The sequence below is a fragment of the Mitsuaria sp. BK037 genome (assembly GCF_014193045.1).
Lineage (GTDB): Bacteria > Pseudomonadota > Gammaproteobacteria > Burkholderiales > Burkholderiaceae_C > Roseateles.
In genome coordinates this window covers 20353-35491 of record NZ_JACHYS010000004.1, presented here as the reverse complement: position 1 = coordinate 35491, position 15139 = coordinate 20353, and the positions used below count along the sequence as shown (strand labels likewise).

General features: G+C 70.8%; 13 protein-coding genes. 8 read left to right on the top strand and 5 right to left on the bottom strand.

Going from position 1 to position 15139, the window contains the following annotated elements:
• Positions 1 to 50: 50 nt before the first annotated feature.
• On the bottom strand, positions 51 to 680 hold the full coding sequence (locus FHT37_RS21180) for an ANTAR domain-containing response regulator (RefSeq protein ID WP_217648359.1): 630 nt from the start codon (positions 678 to 680) through the stop codon (positions 51 to 53).
• 184 nt (positions 681 to 864) lie between these two features.
• Between FHT37_RS21180 and FHT37_RS21175 the strand changes: the two genes are divergently transcribed.
• The 3 genes from FHT37_RS21175 to FHT37_RS25710 all read left to right on the top strand — a co-directional run bounded on the left by FHT37_RS21175 (position 865) and on the right by FHT37_RS25710 (position 7037).
• A complete protein-coding gene (locus FHT37_RS21175) occupies positions 865 to 1878 on the top strand; it encodes a PEP-CTERM sorting domain-containing protein (RefSeq protein ID WP_183484311.1) in 1014 nt (337 codons plus the stop codon).
• A 194-nt stretch (positions 1879 to 2072) separates the two neighbouring features.
• Positions 2073 to 5357, top strand: coding sequence for a fused isobutyryl-CoA mutase/GTPase IcmF (gene icmF / locus FHT37_RS21170; protein WP_183484306.1), 3285 nt, complete (start codon positions 2073 to 2075; stop codon positions 5355 to 5357).
• 129 nt (positions 5358 to 5486) lie between these two features.
• Positions 5487 to 7037 carry a methyl-accepting chemotaxis protein gene (locus FHT37_RS25710; RefSeq protein ID WP_221211193.1) on the top strand — a complete coding sequence of 517 codons (1551 nt, stop codon included), beginning with the start codon at positions 5487 to 5489 and terminating at the stop codon, positions 7035 to 7037.
• 95 nt (positions 7038 to 7132) lie between these two features.
• Here FHT37_RS25710 and FHT37_RS21160 read toward each other — a convergent pair whose 3' ends face one another.
• A complete protein-coding gene (locus FHT37_RS21160) occupies positions 7133 to 8248 on the bottom strand; it encodes a calcium:proton antiporter (RefSeq protein ID WP_147240114.1) in 1116 nt (371 codons plus the stop codon).
• 59 nt (positions 8249 to 8307) lie between these two features.
• Between FHT37_RS21160 and FHT37_RS21155 the strand changes: the two genes are divergently transcribed.
• Positions 8308 to 8913 carry a YdeI family protein gene (locus tag FHT37_RS21155; protein ID WP_183484303.1) on the top strand — a complete coding sequence of 202 codons (606 nt, stop codon included), beginning with the start codon at positions 8308 to 8310 and terminating at the stop codon, positions 8911 to 8913.
• A gap of 3 nt (positions 8914 to 8916) precedes the next feature.
• Here the strand turns inward: FHT37_RS21155 and FHT37_RS21150 are convergent, their stop codons facing one another.
• The 3 genes from FHT37_RS21150 to FHT37_RS21140 form a co-directional block, all read right to left on the bottom strand.
• Entirely contained in the window at positions 8917 to 10113 is a 1197-nt protein-coding gene (locus FHT37_RS21150; RefSeq protein ID WP_091719795.1) for a GGDEF domain-containing protein, read from the bottom strand.
• Between the two features lie 122 nt (positions 10114 to 10235).
• On the bottom strand, positions 10236 to 11033 hold the full coding sequence (locus FHT37_RS21145; protein WP_183484300.1) for a DUF72 domain-containing protein: 798 nt from the start codon (positions 11031 to 11033) through the stop codon (positions 10236 to 10238).
• Positions 11030 to 11734, bottom strand: a complete 705-nt coding sequence (locus FHT37_RS21140; RefSeq protein WP_091724877.1) for a helix-turn-helix transcriptional regulator — start codon at positions 11732 to 11734, stop codon at positions 11030 to 11032. Before FHT37_RS21140 ends, FHT37_RS21145 begins: the two co-directional genes overlap by 4 nt.
• A gap of 90 nt (positions 11735 to 11824) precedes the next feature.
• On the opposite strand from FHT37_RS21140, the gene FHT37_RS21135 reads away from it, so the two are divergent.
• The 4 genes from FHT37_RS21135 (at position 11825) to FHT37_RS21120 (ending at position 15136) form a co-directional block, all read left to right on the top strand.
• Complete coding sequence (locus FHT37_RS21135; protein ID WP_183484297.1) at positions 11825 to 12874, top strand: hypothetical protein; 1050 nt, start codon at positions 11825 to 11827, stop codon at positions 12872 to 12874.
• Positions 12871 to 13218 (top strand): antibiotic biosynthesis monooxygenase, encoded by a 348-nt coding sequence (locus FHT37_RS21130; RefSeq protein WP_091719785.1) that lies wholly within the window; start codon positions 12871 to 12873, stop codon positions 13216 to 13218. The genes FHT37_RS21135 and FHT37_RS21130 overlap by 4 nt, the downstream gene beginning before the upstream one ends.
• Positions 13219 to 13440: 222 nt before the next feature.
• The gene (locus FHT37_RS21125) at positions 13441 to 14631 is read left to right on the top strand and encodes an acyltransferase (protein ID WP_183484294.1); all 1191 of its coding nucleotides are present in this window, start codon (positions 13441 to 13443) and stop codon (positions 14629 to 14631) included.
• A gap of 79 nt (positions 14632 to 14710) precedes the next feature.
• Positions 14711 to 15136 (top strand): CreA family protein, encoded by a 426-nt coding sequence (locus FHT37_RS21120; protein ID WP_233217840.1) that lies wholly within the window; start codon positions 14711 to 14713, stop codon positions 15134 to 15136.
• Positions 15137 to 15139 lie beyond the last annotated feature (3 nt).

Here is a 15139-nt window from a genome sequence, read left to right as displayed (position 1 = left end):
GGCGCCTGGCACGCACCGTCCTGCGGCGCCCATGCGCCGCGGCGGTGCGTTCAGCCCCGCAGCAGCTCGTGCGCGTCGATGACCCGCCGAGCGACCTGCGCGATCGGCTCGCCGCGGTCCATGGCGAGCTTGCGCAGCCGCTGGTAGGCCTGGTCCTCGTCCAGGCCCTGCTCGCGCATCAGGATGCCCTTGGCCTTGTCGACAAGCTTGCGCGACGCCAGTTGCGCCTGCGCGTGGCTCAGCTCGGTACGCAGCGCGAGGTCCTGCTCGAAGCGCGCGATGGCGACGTGCAACACCGGCGCCAGGCGCTGCGCCTGAAGGTCCGCGACGACATAGGCGCTGACGCCCGCCTGGATCGCGCGACGCATGGTGCCGCGGTCCTCGTCCTCGGCGAAGACGACCACCGGGCGTGGCATCTTGGCGGAGAGCGTGGCGAGATTCTCCAGCGTGTCGCGCGTCGGCGATTCGGCGTCGACGATCACGACGTCCGGCTGCAGGCGCAGCACGCAGTCGTGGATCAACGTCGCCTGCTCGATGACGCCGACCACCTCGTGCCCCTGGCGCGCGAGCTCGTCGCGCAGCAGGTCCGCGCGATGCGCGCCGTCGTCGATGACGAGCACGCGCAGCCCCGCCGGAGCGGACGGCTCCGGGCTGGCAACGGGGGCTTGCGGCGGCTTCACCGCCGAGACGGCGCAAGTTCCATGCCGAGCGCACGGGCCGGGCGGAACGCGCCAGCGCGGAGCAATCGCCGCGCCTGCCACCGCGCAACCACCGTGCCCGCGGTCCTGTTTGGGAGGGGCCGCGCGATGCGGCGGATCGCCGTACTGTCGCAGCTTGCGGCACCCCCGCCGCAGGGAGAGCGCCATGCGCCACATTTCGCATCGAGTGTCCGTCGAGGTCCTGCTGGTCGCGTTGCTGTCGCTGGGAAGCGCAGCCGCCGGCGCCGCCGAGTTCAAATCCATCGCCACCGCGAGCAGCCAGACCGCGGCGCGCAGCGCCGAGCAGATCGGCGAATGGAAGACCGGCGGCTCGTCCATCTGGTCGGCCGCCGACGCCGTGCTGCTGGACCAGTCGTCCAGCCTCGTGCAGAACGCCGAGGCGCGTTCCTCGGCCACCGCGACCTTCGGCCTCCTCACCTTCGTATCGCGCACCGCGACGACGCAGACCTCGGTGTCCGGCGTGCAGCCCGGCACCCGTGCCGAGTCGATGGCCAGCACGGAAGCGGCCGACAGCTTCGTCATCACCTGCCTCACCTGCGTGGACGGCACCCGCGGGGTCATGAACTTCCGCGTCGTGCTCGAGGGCGACGTCGGCATGAGCCATTCCTCCACCAACTCGACGACGGGGCAGCCCATCCCCGGTCCCGACCGCGAGATGTCCTATTTCTGGAGCGCCAACCTCACGATGCGCGCCTCGGGGGTTGCGGCGGAGTTCCCCGGCCCGGGCTGGGTGTCGCAGTACGGGTACGACTATCTGGCGATGGTCAACGACCGCGTCGTCGCCGGCGCCTCGCGGGAGGGCACCGGGATCTACAACCTGCAACTGGAGTTCGAGTTTGGCCGTCCCATCGAGATGCTGTGGCAGGGGACCGCGATGTCCTCGTCCTTCCTGCATGACAGCGCGGATACGGTCATCGGCGCCCTCACCGCGCAGTCGTACGCCGCCTTCACCAACAGCTTCTACTGGGACGGCATCTCCTCGGTCACCGATGCCGACGGCAACGCCATCAGCGGCTTCACCGCGCTGAACGGCGCCGGCGTCAGCTACGCCCAGTCCTTCGCCGACGTGGTCGTCGCGGTCCCTGAACCGGGCATGGGTGCGCTGACCCTCGGCGGGCTGGCGCTGCTGGCGACGCTGGCCCGACGCCGCCGCGGCTAGCCCCTCGCCCTAGGGATTACCCGCCCTTCGCGCATCGACAAGCGCGGGCTTCTCACGTTTACGTAAACGTCAACCGGCACCTAGAATCGGCGCCCAGGGTCGGTCCCCAGAAGGGATCGACCCACGACAGGCGCCGCGGCGGGACCACCCTCGCCGTCCGCAGGCGACCGCGCCCCCCAGCCGGAGACACACGCATGACCGAGATGTCCGCCGAGTACAAGGCCCTGGCCGAGTACCGCCCCACCCAGAAGGTCCGTTTCGTGACCGCCGCGAGCCTCTTCGACGGCCATGACGCGGCGATCAACATCATGCGGCGCATCCTGCAGAGCATGGGCGCGGAGGTCATCCACCTGGGTCACAACCGCTCGGTGGACGAGGTCGTGACCGCCGCGCTGCAGGAAGACGCGCAGGGCATCGCGGTCAGCTCCTACCAGGGCGGCCACGTCGAATACTTCAAGTACATGGTCGAGCTGCTGCGCCAGCGCGGCGGCGACAAGATCCAGGTCTTCGGCGGCGGCGGCGGCGTGATCGTGCCGGCCGAGATCCGCGACCTGGCCGACCAGGGCGTGCGCATCTTCAGCCCCGAGGACGGCCAGCGCATGGGCCTGCAGGGCATGATCGGCGAGATGGTCATGCGCTGCGACCAGGACCTCAGCGCCGCCGCGCCCGGCGAGATCGCCGCGTTGCAGGGCCATTCCGAAGCCGCCTGGCGTGCGCTCGCACAGGCCATCACCGCGCTGGAGAACGGCCGCGCCGACGCGGCGTTCACGCAGTCGCTGCGCGACGCCGCCCGCGACCTGCGCATCCCCGTGCTCGGCATCACCGGCACCGGCGGCGCCGGCAAGTCGTCGCTGACGGATGAACTCATCCGCCGCCTGCGCCTGGACCAGGACGACGCGCTGCGCATCGCAGTGATCTCGATCGACCCGTCGCGCCGCAAGAGCGGCGGCGCGCTGCTCGGCGACCGCATCCGCATGAACGCCATCGCGCCCTGGGCGGCCGGCCCGCGCGTGTACATGCGCTCGCTGGCCACGCGTGACTTCGGCTCCGAGATCTCGCAGGCGCTGCCCGACGTGATCGCCGCGGCGAAGGTGGCGGGCTTCGACCTCGTCATCGTCGAGACCTCCGGCATCGGCCAGGGCGACGCGGCCATCGTGCCGCACGTGGACGTGCCGATGTACGTGATGACGCCGGAGTTCGGCGCCGCCAGCCAGCTCGAGAAGATCGACATGCTGGACTTCGCCGAGTTCGTGGCGATCAACAAGTTCGACCGCAAGGGCGCGGCCGACGCCTGGCGCGACGTCGCCAAGCAGGTGCAGCGCAACAAGGAAGCCTGGGGAAAGAAGGCCGAGGACATGCCCGTCTTCGGCACCATGGCCAGCCGCTTCAACGACGACGGCGTCACCGCGCTGTACCAGGCGCTCAAGCCGCGGCTGGCGGAACTCGGCCTGAGCCTGCACGACGGCCGCCTGCCGATCGCCGCGACGCGCTTCAGCACGCACCAGACGCCGATCGTGCCACCGGCGCGCGCGCGCTACCTGGCCGAGATCGGCGACACCGTCCGCGCCTACAAGAAGCGCGCCCGTGCGCAGGCGCGACTCGCGCGCGAGATCCAGCAGCTCAGCGCCAGCGCCGTGATGCTGGAGCAGTCCGATGGGCAAGCGAACGTGGCGGCGCTCGAAGCGCTCGCCGCCTCGCGCCAGGCGAAGCTCGACGCCGACGCACGCCAGCTGCTGGCGCAATGGCCCGACATGCAGAAGGCCTACGCCGGCGACGAGTACGTCGTGAAGATCCGCGACAAGGAGATCCGTACCGCGCTGGTGTCGACGTCGCTCTCGGGCACCAAGATCCGCAAGGTCGTGCTGCCGCCGTATGAGGACCAGGGCGAACTGCTCAAGTGGCTGATGCTGGAGAACGTGCCGGGCAGCTTCCCGTACACGGCCGGCGTGTTCGCGTTCAAGCGCGAGGGCGAGGATCCCACCCGCATGTTCGCTGGCGAGGGCGACGCCTTCCGCACCAACCGCCGCTTCAAGCTGGTCTCCGAAGGGATGCCGGCCAAGCGGCTGTCGACGGCCTTCGACTCGGTCACGCTCTACGGCGCCGATCCCGCGCCGCGGCCGGACATCTACGGCAAGGTCGGCAACTCCGGCGTCAGCATCGCGACGCTGGACGACATGAAGGTCCTGTACGACGGCTTCGACCTGTGCAACCCGACGACCTCGGTGTCGATGACGATCAACGGCCCGGCGCCGTCGATCCTGGCGATGTTCATGAACACCGCCATCGACCAGCAGCTGGCGAAGTTCAAGGCCGACAACGGCCGCGAGCCCACCGCCGACGAGGCCGCCAAGATCCGCGCCTGGGTGCTGGCCAACGTGCGCGGCACGGTGCAGGCCGACATCCTCAAGGAGGACCAGGGCCAGAACACCTGCATCTTCTCCACCGAGTTCTCGCTCAAGGTGATGGGCGACATCGCGCAGTACTTCGTCAACCATGACGTGCGCAATTTCTATTCGGTGTCGATCAGCGGGTACCACATCGCCGAGGCGGGCGCGAACCCGATCTCGCAGCTCGCATTCACGCTGTCCAACGGCTTCACCTTCGTGGAGGCCTATCTGGCGCGGGGCATGCACATCGACGATTTCGCGCCCAACCTGAGCTTCTTCTTCAGCAACGGCATGGACCCGGAGTACACCGTGCTGGGCCGCGTCGCGCGCCGCATCTGGGCGGTGGCGATGCGCGACAAGTACGGCGCCAACGAGCGCAGCCAGAAGCTGAAGTACCACATCCAGACCTCGGGCCGCTCGCTGCATGCGCAGGAGATCGCGTTCAACGACATCCGCACCACGCTGCAGGCGCTGATCGCGATCTACGACAACTGCAACTCACTGCACACCAACGCCTACGACGAGGCGATCACCACGCCGACCGAGGAATCGGTGCGCCGCGCGATGGCGATCCAGCTGATCATCAACCGCGAGTGGGGCCTGGCCAAGAACGAGAACCCGAGCCAGGGCGCCTTCATCATCAACGAGCTGACGGAGCTGGTCGAGGAGGCGGTGCTGACCGAGTTCGAGCGCATCGCCGAGCGCGGCGGCGTGCTGGGCGCGATGGAGACGGGCTACCAGCGCAGCAAGATCCAGGAGGAGTCGCTGCACTACGAGATGCTCAAGCACACCGGCGAGTACCCGATCATCGGCGTCAACACCTTCCGCAACCCGCATGGCGACCCGGTGCCGGAGCACATCGAGCTGGCGCGCTCGACCGAGGACGAGAAGCAGAGCCAGCTGACGCGCCTGGGCGAGTTCCATGCGCGCCACGCGGCCGAGTCGCCGGCGATGCTCAAGCGGCTGCAGCAGGCGGTGATCGACAACGGCAACGTCTTCGAGGTGCTGATGGACGCGGTGCGGGTCTGCTCGCTAGGGCAGATCACGGCGGCGCTGTTCGAGGTCGGCGGGCAATATCGGCGCAGCATGTGAGCCCGGCCGGGCGCATGACCCGGCCCCTGCCGCACAGCCCCCGACCCGAGGGGCCCGGGCCTTCCCTGCCTTGCCGTGTCCAGGGGGCACTCCCATAATCGATCGCACCCACGTCGACGGGAGTCCGCCATGCTGCAGACGCTGAACCGGATGAAGATCACCACCCTGCTCCAGGTCGGCTTCGCGGCGGTGCTCGCGATGGCGGCCCTGATGACCGGCGTGGGGGTGATGAAGCTGCGCGAGATGGTGCGCCTGAGCGACGGCCTGCACGTGCTCGAGCAGCGCCGGCTGATGGCCACGAACTGGCGCGCCGCGACCGAGCTCAACCTCAACCGCGTGATGGCGATGGCCAAGTCCGGCGGGCACGACGGGCTGACCGCATTCCTCTCCGGCGAGATGACGCGCACCACCGAGCGCATCAACCAGCTCCAGGCCGACCTGGAGAAGGCCATCGACGACCCGGAGCAGAAGGCGCAGCTGCCGGTCATCGCCGCCGAGCGCCAGCGCTACGTCGACATCCGCAAGGGCGTGATGGCCGCGATCAAGGCCGATCCGGCGGCGGGCGGCCGGCAGGTCGACCAGACCCTGATCCCGGCGGCGACCAGTTACCTCGCGTCGGTCGAGAAGCTCGTGGCGCTGATCTCCGAGGACACCGACGCCTACGCCGCGCGCCAGCGCGAGCAGGCCTCGCAGGCGGCGGCGCTGATGCTGGCGCTGACCGGCCTGGCGGTGGTGCTGGGCGTCTTCATCGCGTGGCGGATCACGCAGTCGGTGCGGGCGCCGATGGTGCGCGCCGGCGCGGTGGCGCAGACCATCGCCAGCGGCGACCTGAGCCAGGACATCGTCGTCGATCGCAGCGACGAGATCGGCGTGCTGCTGCGCGAGCTGAGCGCGATGCAGGACGCGCTGCGGCGCATGGTGCGGCAGGTCCGCGACGGCACCGAGACCATCAACGTCGCGACGCAGGAGATCGCGACCGGCAACCAGGACCTGTCGGCGCGCACCGAGGCGACGGCCTCCAACCTGCAGCAGACGGCCTCGTCGATGGAGGAGCTGACCGGCACGGTGGCGCACACGGCGAGCTCGGCGCAGCAGGCCAACGCGCTGGTGAGCGCGACGCGCGAGTCGGCCTCCAAGGGCGGCGACGTGGTGAGCGAGGTGGTCGAGGTGATGCAGCAGATCGAGTCGAGCTCGCGGCGCATCAACGACATCATCGGCGTCATCGACGGCATCGCCTTCCAGACCAACATCCTGGCCCTGAACGCGGCCGTGGAGGCGGCGCGTGCGGGTGAGCAGGGACGCGGCTTCGCGGTGGTGGCCGGCGAGGTGCGGGCGCTGGCGCAGCGCTCGGCCGGCGCGGCCAAGGAGATCAAGGCGTTGATCGGCGAGAGCGTCTCGCGCGTGGACGCCGGCACGCGGCTGGTGCAGGACGCCGGCACGACGATGGGCGAGATCGTGCAGGGCGTGCGCCGCGTGGCTGACATCGTCGGCGAAATCGCCACGGCGGCCGCCGAGCAGAAGGACGGCATCGGCCAGGTCAACGTCGCCGTGCAGCGGCTGGACGAGATGACGCAGCAGAACGCCGCGCTCGTCGAGGAGTCCGCCGCCGCGGCGGGCAGCCTGCGCTCTCAGGCGGAGCAGCTGAACGCGCTGGTGAGCGCGTTCAGGCTGGCGGCGTAGGTCGCTGGGGCCGGGCTGGCGCAACGGCGAAGCATCGACCCGTCCGGTGGGCCATGGACCGCGCTCGGGCGGCCCGGCTCATCGACCGTGAAGCCTCAGGGCACGACCGCCAGGAACAGGAACACGACGAACACCACCATGTGCACGGCGCCTTGCAGCACCGTGGCGCGTCCGCCGCCCAGCGTGAGGCCGCCGACGATGAAGGTGAGGAACAGCAGCACCATGCTCAGCGGCGTGAGCCCCAGCACCAGCGAATGCGGGAACAGCGGCGACAGCACCGCCACCGTGGGGATCGTCAGCCCGATGCTCGCCAAGCCCGATCCCAGCGCGAGGTTCAGGCTGGTCTGAAGCCGGTTGTGCAGCGCCGCGCGCACCGCCGCGACCGTCTCCGGCAGCAGCACCAGCATCGCCACGATCACGCCCACCAGCGACGGCGGCGCGCCGATCGCATGCACGCCGCGCTCGATCGTCGGCGCCAGCAGCTTGGCCAGGCCGACCACGCCCACCAGGCACACCAGCAGCAGCGCCAGGCTCAGCCCGGCCACGCGCCAGCTCGGCGGCTCGGCATGCGTGTCCTGGTCGTCGACGCCGGCCACCGGCAGGAAGTAGTCGCGGTGCCGCACCGCCTGCACGAACACGAAGGCGCCGTACAGCACCAGCGACACGCCGCCCGCGAAGAGCAGCTGCGCGGTGGTGAAGGTCGGCCCCGCTGAACTCGTCGTGAAGGCCGGCAGCACCAGCGTCAGCACCGACAACGCCGCCAGGACCGCCAGCGTCGGGCTCGTGCCCTCGACGCGGAAGGCCAGCTCCTGGTGTTTCCAGCCGCCGACCAGGATGCACAGGCCCAGCACGCCGTTGCAGACGATCATGATCGCGGAGAACACCGTGTCCCGCGCCAGCGTGTTGGTGGACTCGCCCCCGGCAAGCATCAGGGACACGATCAGCGCCACCTCGATGATGGTCACCGCGACCGCCAGCACCAGCGAGCCATAGGGCTCGCCCACCCGGTGCGCGACCACCTCCGCGTGATGCACCGCCGCGAGCACCGCGCCGATCAGCAGGACGCTGACCACCGCCAGCACCAGCGTCGAGTTGCCGCCGGCCGTCAGCCCCAGCAGCGCGAGGATCGCCGCCAGCGGCGCGAGCAGCGTCCAGATCGGCAGGGCCGCCGGCAGGCGGGCGAGAAGGGAGTTCGAGGGCTTGGCGCGCATGGGGACCGAGCATAGACCACGATGGTCGACCGCCCGTGGACGCGTTAGGCTGCGACGCCATGCCCACCCTCGATCCCCGCGTCGACGCCTACATCGAGCGCGCCGCTCCCTTCGCGCAGGGGATCCTGCGGCACTGGCGCGCGACCGTGCACGCCCACTGCCCCGAGGTCGTCGAGACGATCAAGTGGGGCTTCCCCAACTTCACCTACCGCGACCGGATCCTGACCGGCATGGCCGCCTTCAAGGCGCATTGCTCGATCGGCTTCTGGCACGGGGCGGCCGCTGTCGGCGCGGCGCATGCGAAGGACGGCGCCATGGGCGACCTTGGCCGCGTCGCCTCGCTCCAGGACCTGCCGGCCCCGGCGGAGCAGCAGGCCATCCTGCAGCGCGCGATGCGCCTCATCGAGGACGGCGTGAAGGCCCGGCCCGCCAAGGCGGCCGCGCCCCGGCCACCGCTGGCGACGCCGGACGACCTGGGCGCGGCGCTCCAGGCCAACGCGGCGGCGCGAGCGACCTTCGAGGCCTTCCCGCCCAGCCAGCAGCGCGAATACATCGAGTGGATCGTCGAGGCGAAGCAGGCCGGCACCCGCGAGAAGCGCCTGGCGCAATCCATCGCGTGGATGGCGGAAGGCAAGCGCCGCAACTGGAAGTACGAGCGCCGCTGAACCTCAGGCCGCCGGGCTCTCCATGCCGAGCTCCCAGCCGCTGTCGTGCAGCTGCACGTTGTTGCGGCCACCGTCCTTGGCGCGATAGAGCGCGCGGTCGGCGCGCATGAACAGCTGGTCGGCGGTCAGTTGTCCGCCCGGCGCCGCCACCGCGATGCCGGCGGAGACGGTCAGGGCGAAGTCGTGGCCCTCGCCGTCGCACAGCCGCAGCGTCGCCACCGCTTCGCGGATCTGTTCCACCAGGCGCGCCGCGCCCGGTCCGTCGGTGGCCGGCAGGATCAGCCCGAACTCCTCCCCGCCCCAGCGCCCCACCACGTCCGACGCGCGCAGCCGGGCGCGCACCTCCGCCGCGAAGGCGCGCAGCGCATCGTCGCCCGCATGGTGGCCGTGGCAGTCGTTGACGTCCTTGAAGTGGTCCAGGTCCAGCAGCACGAAGGCCAGCGGCGTGCCTTCGCGTCGACCGCGCTCCAGCTCATGCCGCAACAGCGCATCCGCCGTCATCCGGTTCAGGCAGCCGGTGAGGCCGTCGGTGGAGGCCATCTCCTCCATGCGACGCGCGATGCGCTCGAAATTGGCGAGCACGAAACCGAAGCCCGCGCCGATCAGGCAGATGAAGCTGAACAGGAAGGTCAGGCCCTGGCCCAGGCTGCTCTGCATCAGGTCGCGGTACTCCTCCGGATTGGTCAGCGCATGCACGCTGCGCAGCAGCAGGCTGGTCGCCGCGGCGACCAGCGTCAGGCCGACGGCGCGCAGCGACGACTCGCCGCGCCAGCCCGGCCCCAGCAGCACGAGGATGGCCGGACACAGCAGCAGTGCGAAGACCAGCGAGATCGCACTGGTGCGCAGCGCCAGCGGCCAGGTCAGCATCCAGGCCGTGAGCGTCCAGGCCCCCAACGGCGCGCTCCACCACATCCAGCGCGGCAGCGAGCGGCCCAGCACGTGGCGATGGATGGCCTCGTTGTAGAACACGATGCCCAGCGCGATCAGGCCGTTGCCCAGCAGCGCCGACACCCACACCGGCACCACCAGCCGGGCCGTCAGCATCGCGAAGCCGGCCAGCAGCGTCCACGAGCCCCAGGTCCACACCGCCAGATCCAGGTAGCGCAGCCGGCTGCGCTGCGCCGCCCACAGCTGCACGCCGAGCATCGCGAAGCCGCTCAGCAGCGCCAACATCAGCGTGGGGATGTGGATGGACGCCATGACGAGCGAGTGTAGTGATCCCGGACCGACGGCCGTCCCCCTACATCGCGGGCCCGAGCCGTCAAGTTGGCGTCAAGCCGTGGCACCCGGACGAAGCTCGGACGAAGCTCCGGAAGAGATGCTCAGGTCAGGCGGTCGATCAGCGCCATCGCGGCGGCGGGCGCGCGTTCCTTGGCGCCGCTGATGAAGAACACGAACACGTCGCGCGGCCGCCGCGGCGGCGTGCGGTCGGCCTCGACCAGCGGCAGGCGGTCCGGCTGGCCGCCCGAGGCCCAGCGCGAGGCGCTGGCGGCGATGCCGTCGAGTTCCTCCTCGGTGACGCCGGTCACCAGCTCGGACCGGGTGCGCATCACGCGGGTGTAGACGAAGTCGGTGGTCAGGTCCGGGATGGGCGGGTAGTCGTCCGACTCGGTGAACACGACGGCGGCGTCGTGGTCGCGCGCCATCGCCAGGAACTCGGCGCTGCGGAAGCTCTCGTGACGCACGTCGAGCGCGTGGCGCAGCGCCACGCCACCGGACTGCGCCGGCAACAGCTTCAGGAAGGCGCCGAAGTCGACGGGATCGAATCGCTTGCTCGGCGCGAACTGCCAGACGATGGGCCCGAGCTTGGGCCCGAGTTCCGCGACGCCGCTGTCGATGAAGCGCATGACCGATTCGCCGGCCTCGGCCAGCACCCGCCGGTTGGTCGCGAAGCGGTTGGCCTTGAGCGAGAACACGAAGCCCTCGGGCGCGGTGTCGCGCCACTTCGCGAAGGTGGCCGGCTTGAAGGTCGAGTAGTAGGTGCCGTTGACCTCGATGGCGGTCAGCTTGCGGCTGGCGTATTCCAGCTCGCGCGACGCCGGCAGGTCCTTCGGGTAGAAGGTCTCGCGCCAGGGTTCGAAGTTCCATCCGCCGATGCCCACATGGATCGAGGTGCTCATGTCGTCGTGTCCTCCAGCAGTCGTTCGAGTCGGGCCTGTCCGCGCCGCGTGACGCGCAGCGCGCGGCTGTCGGGATCGGGGTCGAGCCAGTCCTGCGCCAGCATCGCCTGCAGCCAGGCCGCGCCCAGCGCGCCGCCCAGGTGCGGCCGGCGTTCGCTCCAGTCCATGCAGGCGCAGGCCAGGCGCCGTCGACGCGCGCCGGTGGCCGCGGCGACATCGACGCCCAGCGCGCGCAACGCGTCCAGGCCCTCGTCGGTGCAGCGGTAACCGCGGGCCTCGTCGGGATCGGGCGTCATCCAGCGCTGGCGCAGCGCGTGGTCGTGCAGCCGCACGCCCCAATGGCCGGCCAGGTGGTCGTAGCAGCGCCGCGCCTGGCGCAGTGCGGGCGGGGTACTGGGCTCGAAGCGCGGGCGCGGCAGGCCGGCCAGCACCAGCATCGCCTCCAGGGCCTGACCCACCTCGGCGCCCGCGAGCCGGTAGTAGCGGTGCTTGCCCTGGGCCATGCAGCCGACCAGCCCCTGCGCGAGCAGCTTGGCCAGGTGGGCGCTGGCGGTCGAGGCCGCGACCTCGCCGACGGCGGCCAGCTCGGTGGCGGTGCGCGCATGGCCGTCCATCAGGCAGCAGAGCATGCGCGCGCGGACCGGCTCGGCCATGCTAGCGGCGATGTGCGCCAGCGCCTCGTCGGCGGTGGGGGCGTCAATCATGTTTCGATGCTAAGCGAAGCGTTCCCGGCGATCCATCGCGAAGATTCCCCCATCTCCCCATCCCTCGCCCACCCGGGCGCCCACGCGATGACTGCTTGTCCCTTCCATGCGCGGCACGAGGCCGATGCCCAGGTCGTTGGCGCCGCTGATGCCGCTGATGCCGCTGATGCCGTTGACGCCGATGCCCCGATCGCCGACGCGCTGAGCATCGATGCGCCGCTCGCTCCACTGCTCGACCCCGCGCTGCGGATGCGGCCGCCGGACGAGCCACTGCCGCCACCGCTGCGCGCCCAGGGCGGGCCGCTGGCCGAGGTCTTCTTGCGCTGGCTGCGACAACGCGACGACGCGGCCCACGCGCCGGAGAAGGCGGCGCTGTCGCGCGCGCTGCTGGCGCTCTCCGATGACGACGTCCGCGCCCATGCTCGTCGCCAGGCAGTCATCGCCGCGCAGGGCGGCTGGTCCCACTGGCATTGGGCGGTCCCGGCATCGACGGTGGCGAGCCTGCTGGGCCTGCCCATGGACGAGCTCGCGGCCCAGCGTCGACTGCACGGGCAACTGCGCGCGATGGCGGCCGGCCTGGGCGCCCAGGCGACGGGCGAGGCGGTCCGCGTCGGCGGCGAGGCGGTGGCGACGCTGCTGGGCGCGCTCGACGACGCCGAGCACCGCGCACCCGATGCGCCGCTGCAATGGACCTTGCTCCGGCACGCCGCGCCCTCGCGCTGGACCGATCGCGCCGCGTTCACCGCGAACCGGCTCGCGCTGATCTGGCAGAGCCATGAAGCGGGCGCCGCGCTGCTGGGCCATGCGCTGCTCGGTGATTCGTGGATGGGCGGCGCGCCGACGCGCGCGGCCCTGCTGCGCCTGGCACGCGAGGGCGGCGCCGTGCGCATGACCCGGCGTTTCGACGTCCGGCAACAGCCCCCCGCGCCGGTGACCGTGCCGCTGGCCGGCAGCGACCACCCCTTCGGCGACGGCGCCCATCGCTGCCCGGGACAAGGCCTGGCGCTGGGCATCTCGCAGGCGGCGCTGCAGTGGCTCGCCGAGCAACCGGGGCTGCGTCCGCCGACCGCCGTCGCGCCGCTGGCGTTGCCCAACATGGACATCCCGCAATTCAAGGACGAGGAGCTTTACCCATGATCGCCGTCATCTTCGAAGTCACGCCCAGCGCCGACGGTCGCGACCGCTACCTCGAGCTCGCCGCCGAGCTCAAGCCCCTGCTGCAGGAGATCGATGGTTTCCTCAGCATCGAGCGCTTCCAGAGCCTGACCGACCCGGGCAAGCTGCTCTCGCTGTCCTTCTGGCGCGACGAGGCGGCGGTGCAGGCCTGGCGGCGCCTGGAGGCGCATCGCCAGGCGCAATCGGAGGGCCGCGCGGGCGTGTTCGCCGACTACCGGTTGCGCGTCGCCGCAGTGCTCCGCGATTACGGCATGCAGGCACGCGACGAGGCGCCCACGGACAGTCGAGAGCGCCATCGCGCCTGAAGTGCCCATGGCGCCGGTGATGTCGGCGGCATCGGTGGTGTTGGGATAGGCGCATCGGTCGCGCGACGCTCGAGAGCCGCGTAACGCGCGTAACGGTTCTCGCGCTGCCGACTCGTCCATCGCGCGGGCGATTTCGTCGCAGGATGGCGCCGGCGCCGCGCGGCGTGCCGAGAATCGCCGCCATTCCAACGACGCCGCCTCGAAGCCGGCTCCTTGCTTCCCATGTCCTCCCCTTCCCTGCCCGGCTCGGGCACCCCGCGCCTGCATGGCCTGGACACGCTGCGTGCCGCGGCCATCCTGCTGGTCTTCGCCTACCACTACCAGGTCTTCGTCAGCGGCGAGTCGACCTTCGGCTGGCTGAGCCGCATCGGCTGGGCCGGCGTCGACCTGTTCTTCGTGCTCAGCGGTTACCTGATCGCCAACCAGCTGATGGGCGGGATCGCGCGCGGCGAGCGCCTGTCGCTGCCGCGCTTCTATGGCCGGCGCCTGCTGCGCACGCTGCCCAACTTCTACGTCGTGCTGGCGCTCTACCTGTTGCTGCCCCCACTGATGGGCGGCCGTGAGCCGCCCCCGCTGTGGCGCTTCCTGACCTTCACCCAGAACATCGGCCTGGCGCCCGGCACGGCGTTCTCGCACGCCTGGTCGCTGTGCATCGAGGAGCAGTTCTACCTGATGCTCCCCGCCGCGCTGATGCTGGGCGCGGCACTGAAGTCGGGCCGACGCGTGCTGGCCTGGTCGCTGATCGCCGGGCTGACGCTGGCCGCCATCGCGTGGCGCGATCACCTGTGGCGGCGCTACGGCACGCAGGATCCGTCGCTCGGCTACTACCCGCAGCTCTATTACGGCAGCCTCGCGCGCCTGGACGAATTCCTGCCCGGCGTCGCCATCGCCCTGCTGAAGCATGGCCATGCGGACCTGTGGGCCGCGCTGATGCGTCGCTCGCGGATGCTGCTGGCGGTCGGCGTCACGGCCAGCATCGGCATGCTCACGCTGATGCTGCACTTCTATTACATCGAGGGCTACGGCTATGGCCACGCGATGAGCAGCTGGGGCTACAGCGCGCTCGCATGGAGCTTCGGGCTGCTGACCCTGGCGGCGCTCGCACCGCGTGGCGCGCTGTCCCGCGTCGAGGTCCCGGGCGCGAATGCGCTGGCGCGCTGGTCCTACGCGCTGTACCTCACCCACAAGCCGATCGCCCATGCGCTGATCCAGCCGTTGGCGGCGGTCGGGCTGACGCGCACCTCGGGCGCGGCGGTGCCGGTGATCGCGGCGGCCTGCCTGCTGGGCGGATGGCTGCTCTACCGGACCGTCGAGCGGCCTTTCCTTGGCTGGCGCGACCGCTGGATCCCGTCGCAGTTTGTTGACGCGACGCGTGCTACAACCGCGGGCCAAAGGAGTCCCCAGCATGCCTAGCCCCCGTTCCTCCCGCTCTCGCCGTCCGGCGGTCCTGTCCCTCGGCGCCCTGGCGCTGAGCCTGCTCGCCACCGCCTGCATGGGCGCGAACGCCGAGGAGATCGGCGACGTGAGCACGGTGTTCAAGTTCATCGGCCCGAACCACAAGATCGTCGTCGACGCCTACGACGACCCGGCGGTGAACGGCGTGACCTGCTACGTCTCGCGCGCGAAGACCGGCGGCATCAAGGGCGGCCTGGGGCTGGCCGAGGACAAGTCCGAGGCCTCCATCGCCTGCCGCGCGGTCGGTCCGATCAGCATCCCCAAGCCGCTGCCGCGGCAGGAGGAGGTGTTCTCCGAGCGCGCCTCCCTGGTGTTCAAGCGGCTGCGCGTCGTCCGCATGGTCGACGCCAAGCGCAACACGCTGGTCTACCTGACCTACTCGGACCGCGTCATCGAGGGCTCGCCGCAGAACAGCGTGACCGCCGTGCCGGTGGACCGCGGCACCGTCATCCCGGTGAAGTAAGGC

Excerpts from the sequence above, each read along its gene's own strand:
- FHT37_RS21175 (WP_183484311.1), top strand. The coding sequence starts at position 865 with ATGCGCCACATTTCGCATCGAGTGTCCGTCGAGGTCCTGCTGGTCGCG.
- icmF (WP_183484306.1), top strand. The coding sequence starts at position 2,073 with ATGACCGAGATGTCCGCCGAGTACAAGGCCCTGGCCGAGTACCGCCCC.
- FHT37_RS25710 (WP_221211193.1), top strand. The coding sequence starts at position 5,487 with ATGCTGCAGACGCTGAACCGGATGAAGATCACCACCCTGCTCCAGGTC.
- FHT37_RS21160 (WP_147240114.1), bottom strand. The coding sequence starts at position 8,248 with ATGCGCGCCAAGCCCTCGAACTCCCTTCTCGCCCGCCTGCCGGCGGCC.
- FHT37_RS21155 (WP_183484303.1), top strand. The coding sequence starts at position 8,308 with ATGCCCACCCTCGATCCCCGCGTCGACGCCTACATCGAGCGCGCCGCT.
- FHT37_RS21150 (WP_091719795.1), bottom strand. The coding sequence starts at position 10,113 with ATGGCGTCCATCCACATCCCCACGCTGATGTTGGCGCTGCTGAGCGGC.
- FHT37_RS21145 (WP_183484300.1), bottom strand. The coding sequence starts at position 11,033 with ATGAGCACCTCGATCCATGTGGGCATCGGCGGATGGAACTTCGAACCC.
- FHT37_RS21135 (WP_183484297.1), top strand. The coding sequence starts at position 11,825 with ATGACTGCTTGTCCCTTCCATGCGCGGCACGAGGCCGATGCCCAGGTC.
- FHT37_RS21130 (WP_091719785.1), top strand. The coding sequence starts at position 12,871 with ATGATCGCCGTCATCTTCGAAGTCACGCCCAGCGCCGACGGTCGCGAC.
- FHT37_RS21125 (WP_183484294.1), top strand. The coding sequence starts at position 13,441 with ATGTCCTCCCCTTCCCTGCCCGGCTCGGGCACCCCGCGCCTGCATGGC.
- FHT37_RS21120 (WP_233217840.1), top strand. The coding sequence starts at position 14,711 with ATGGGCGCGAACGCCGAGGAGATCGGCGACGTGAGCACGGTGTTCAAG.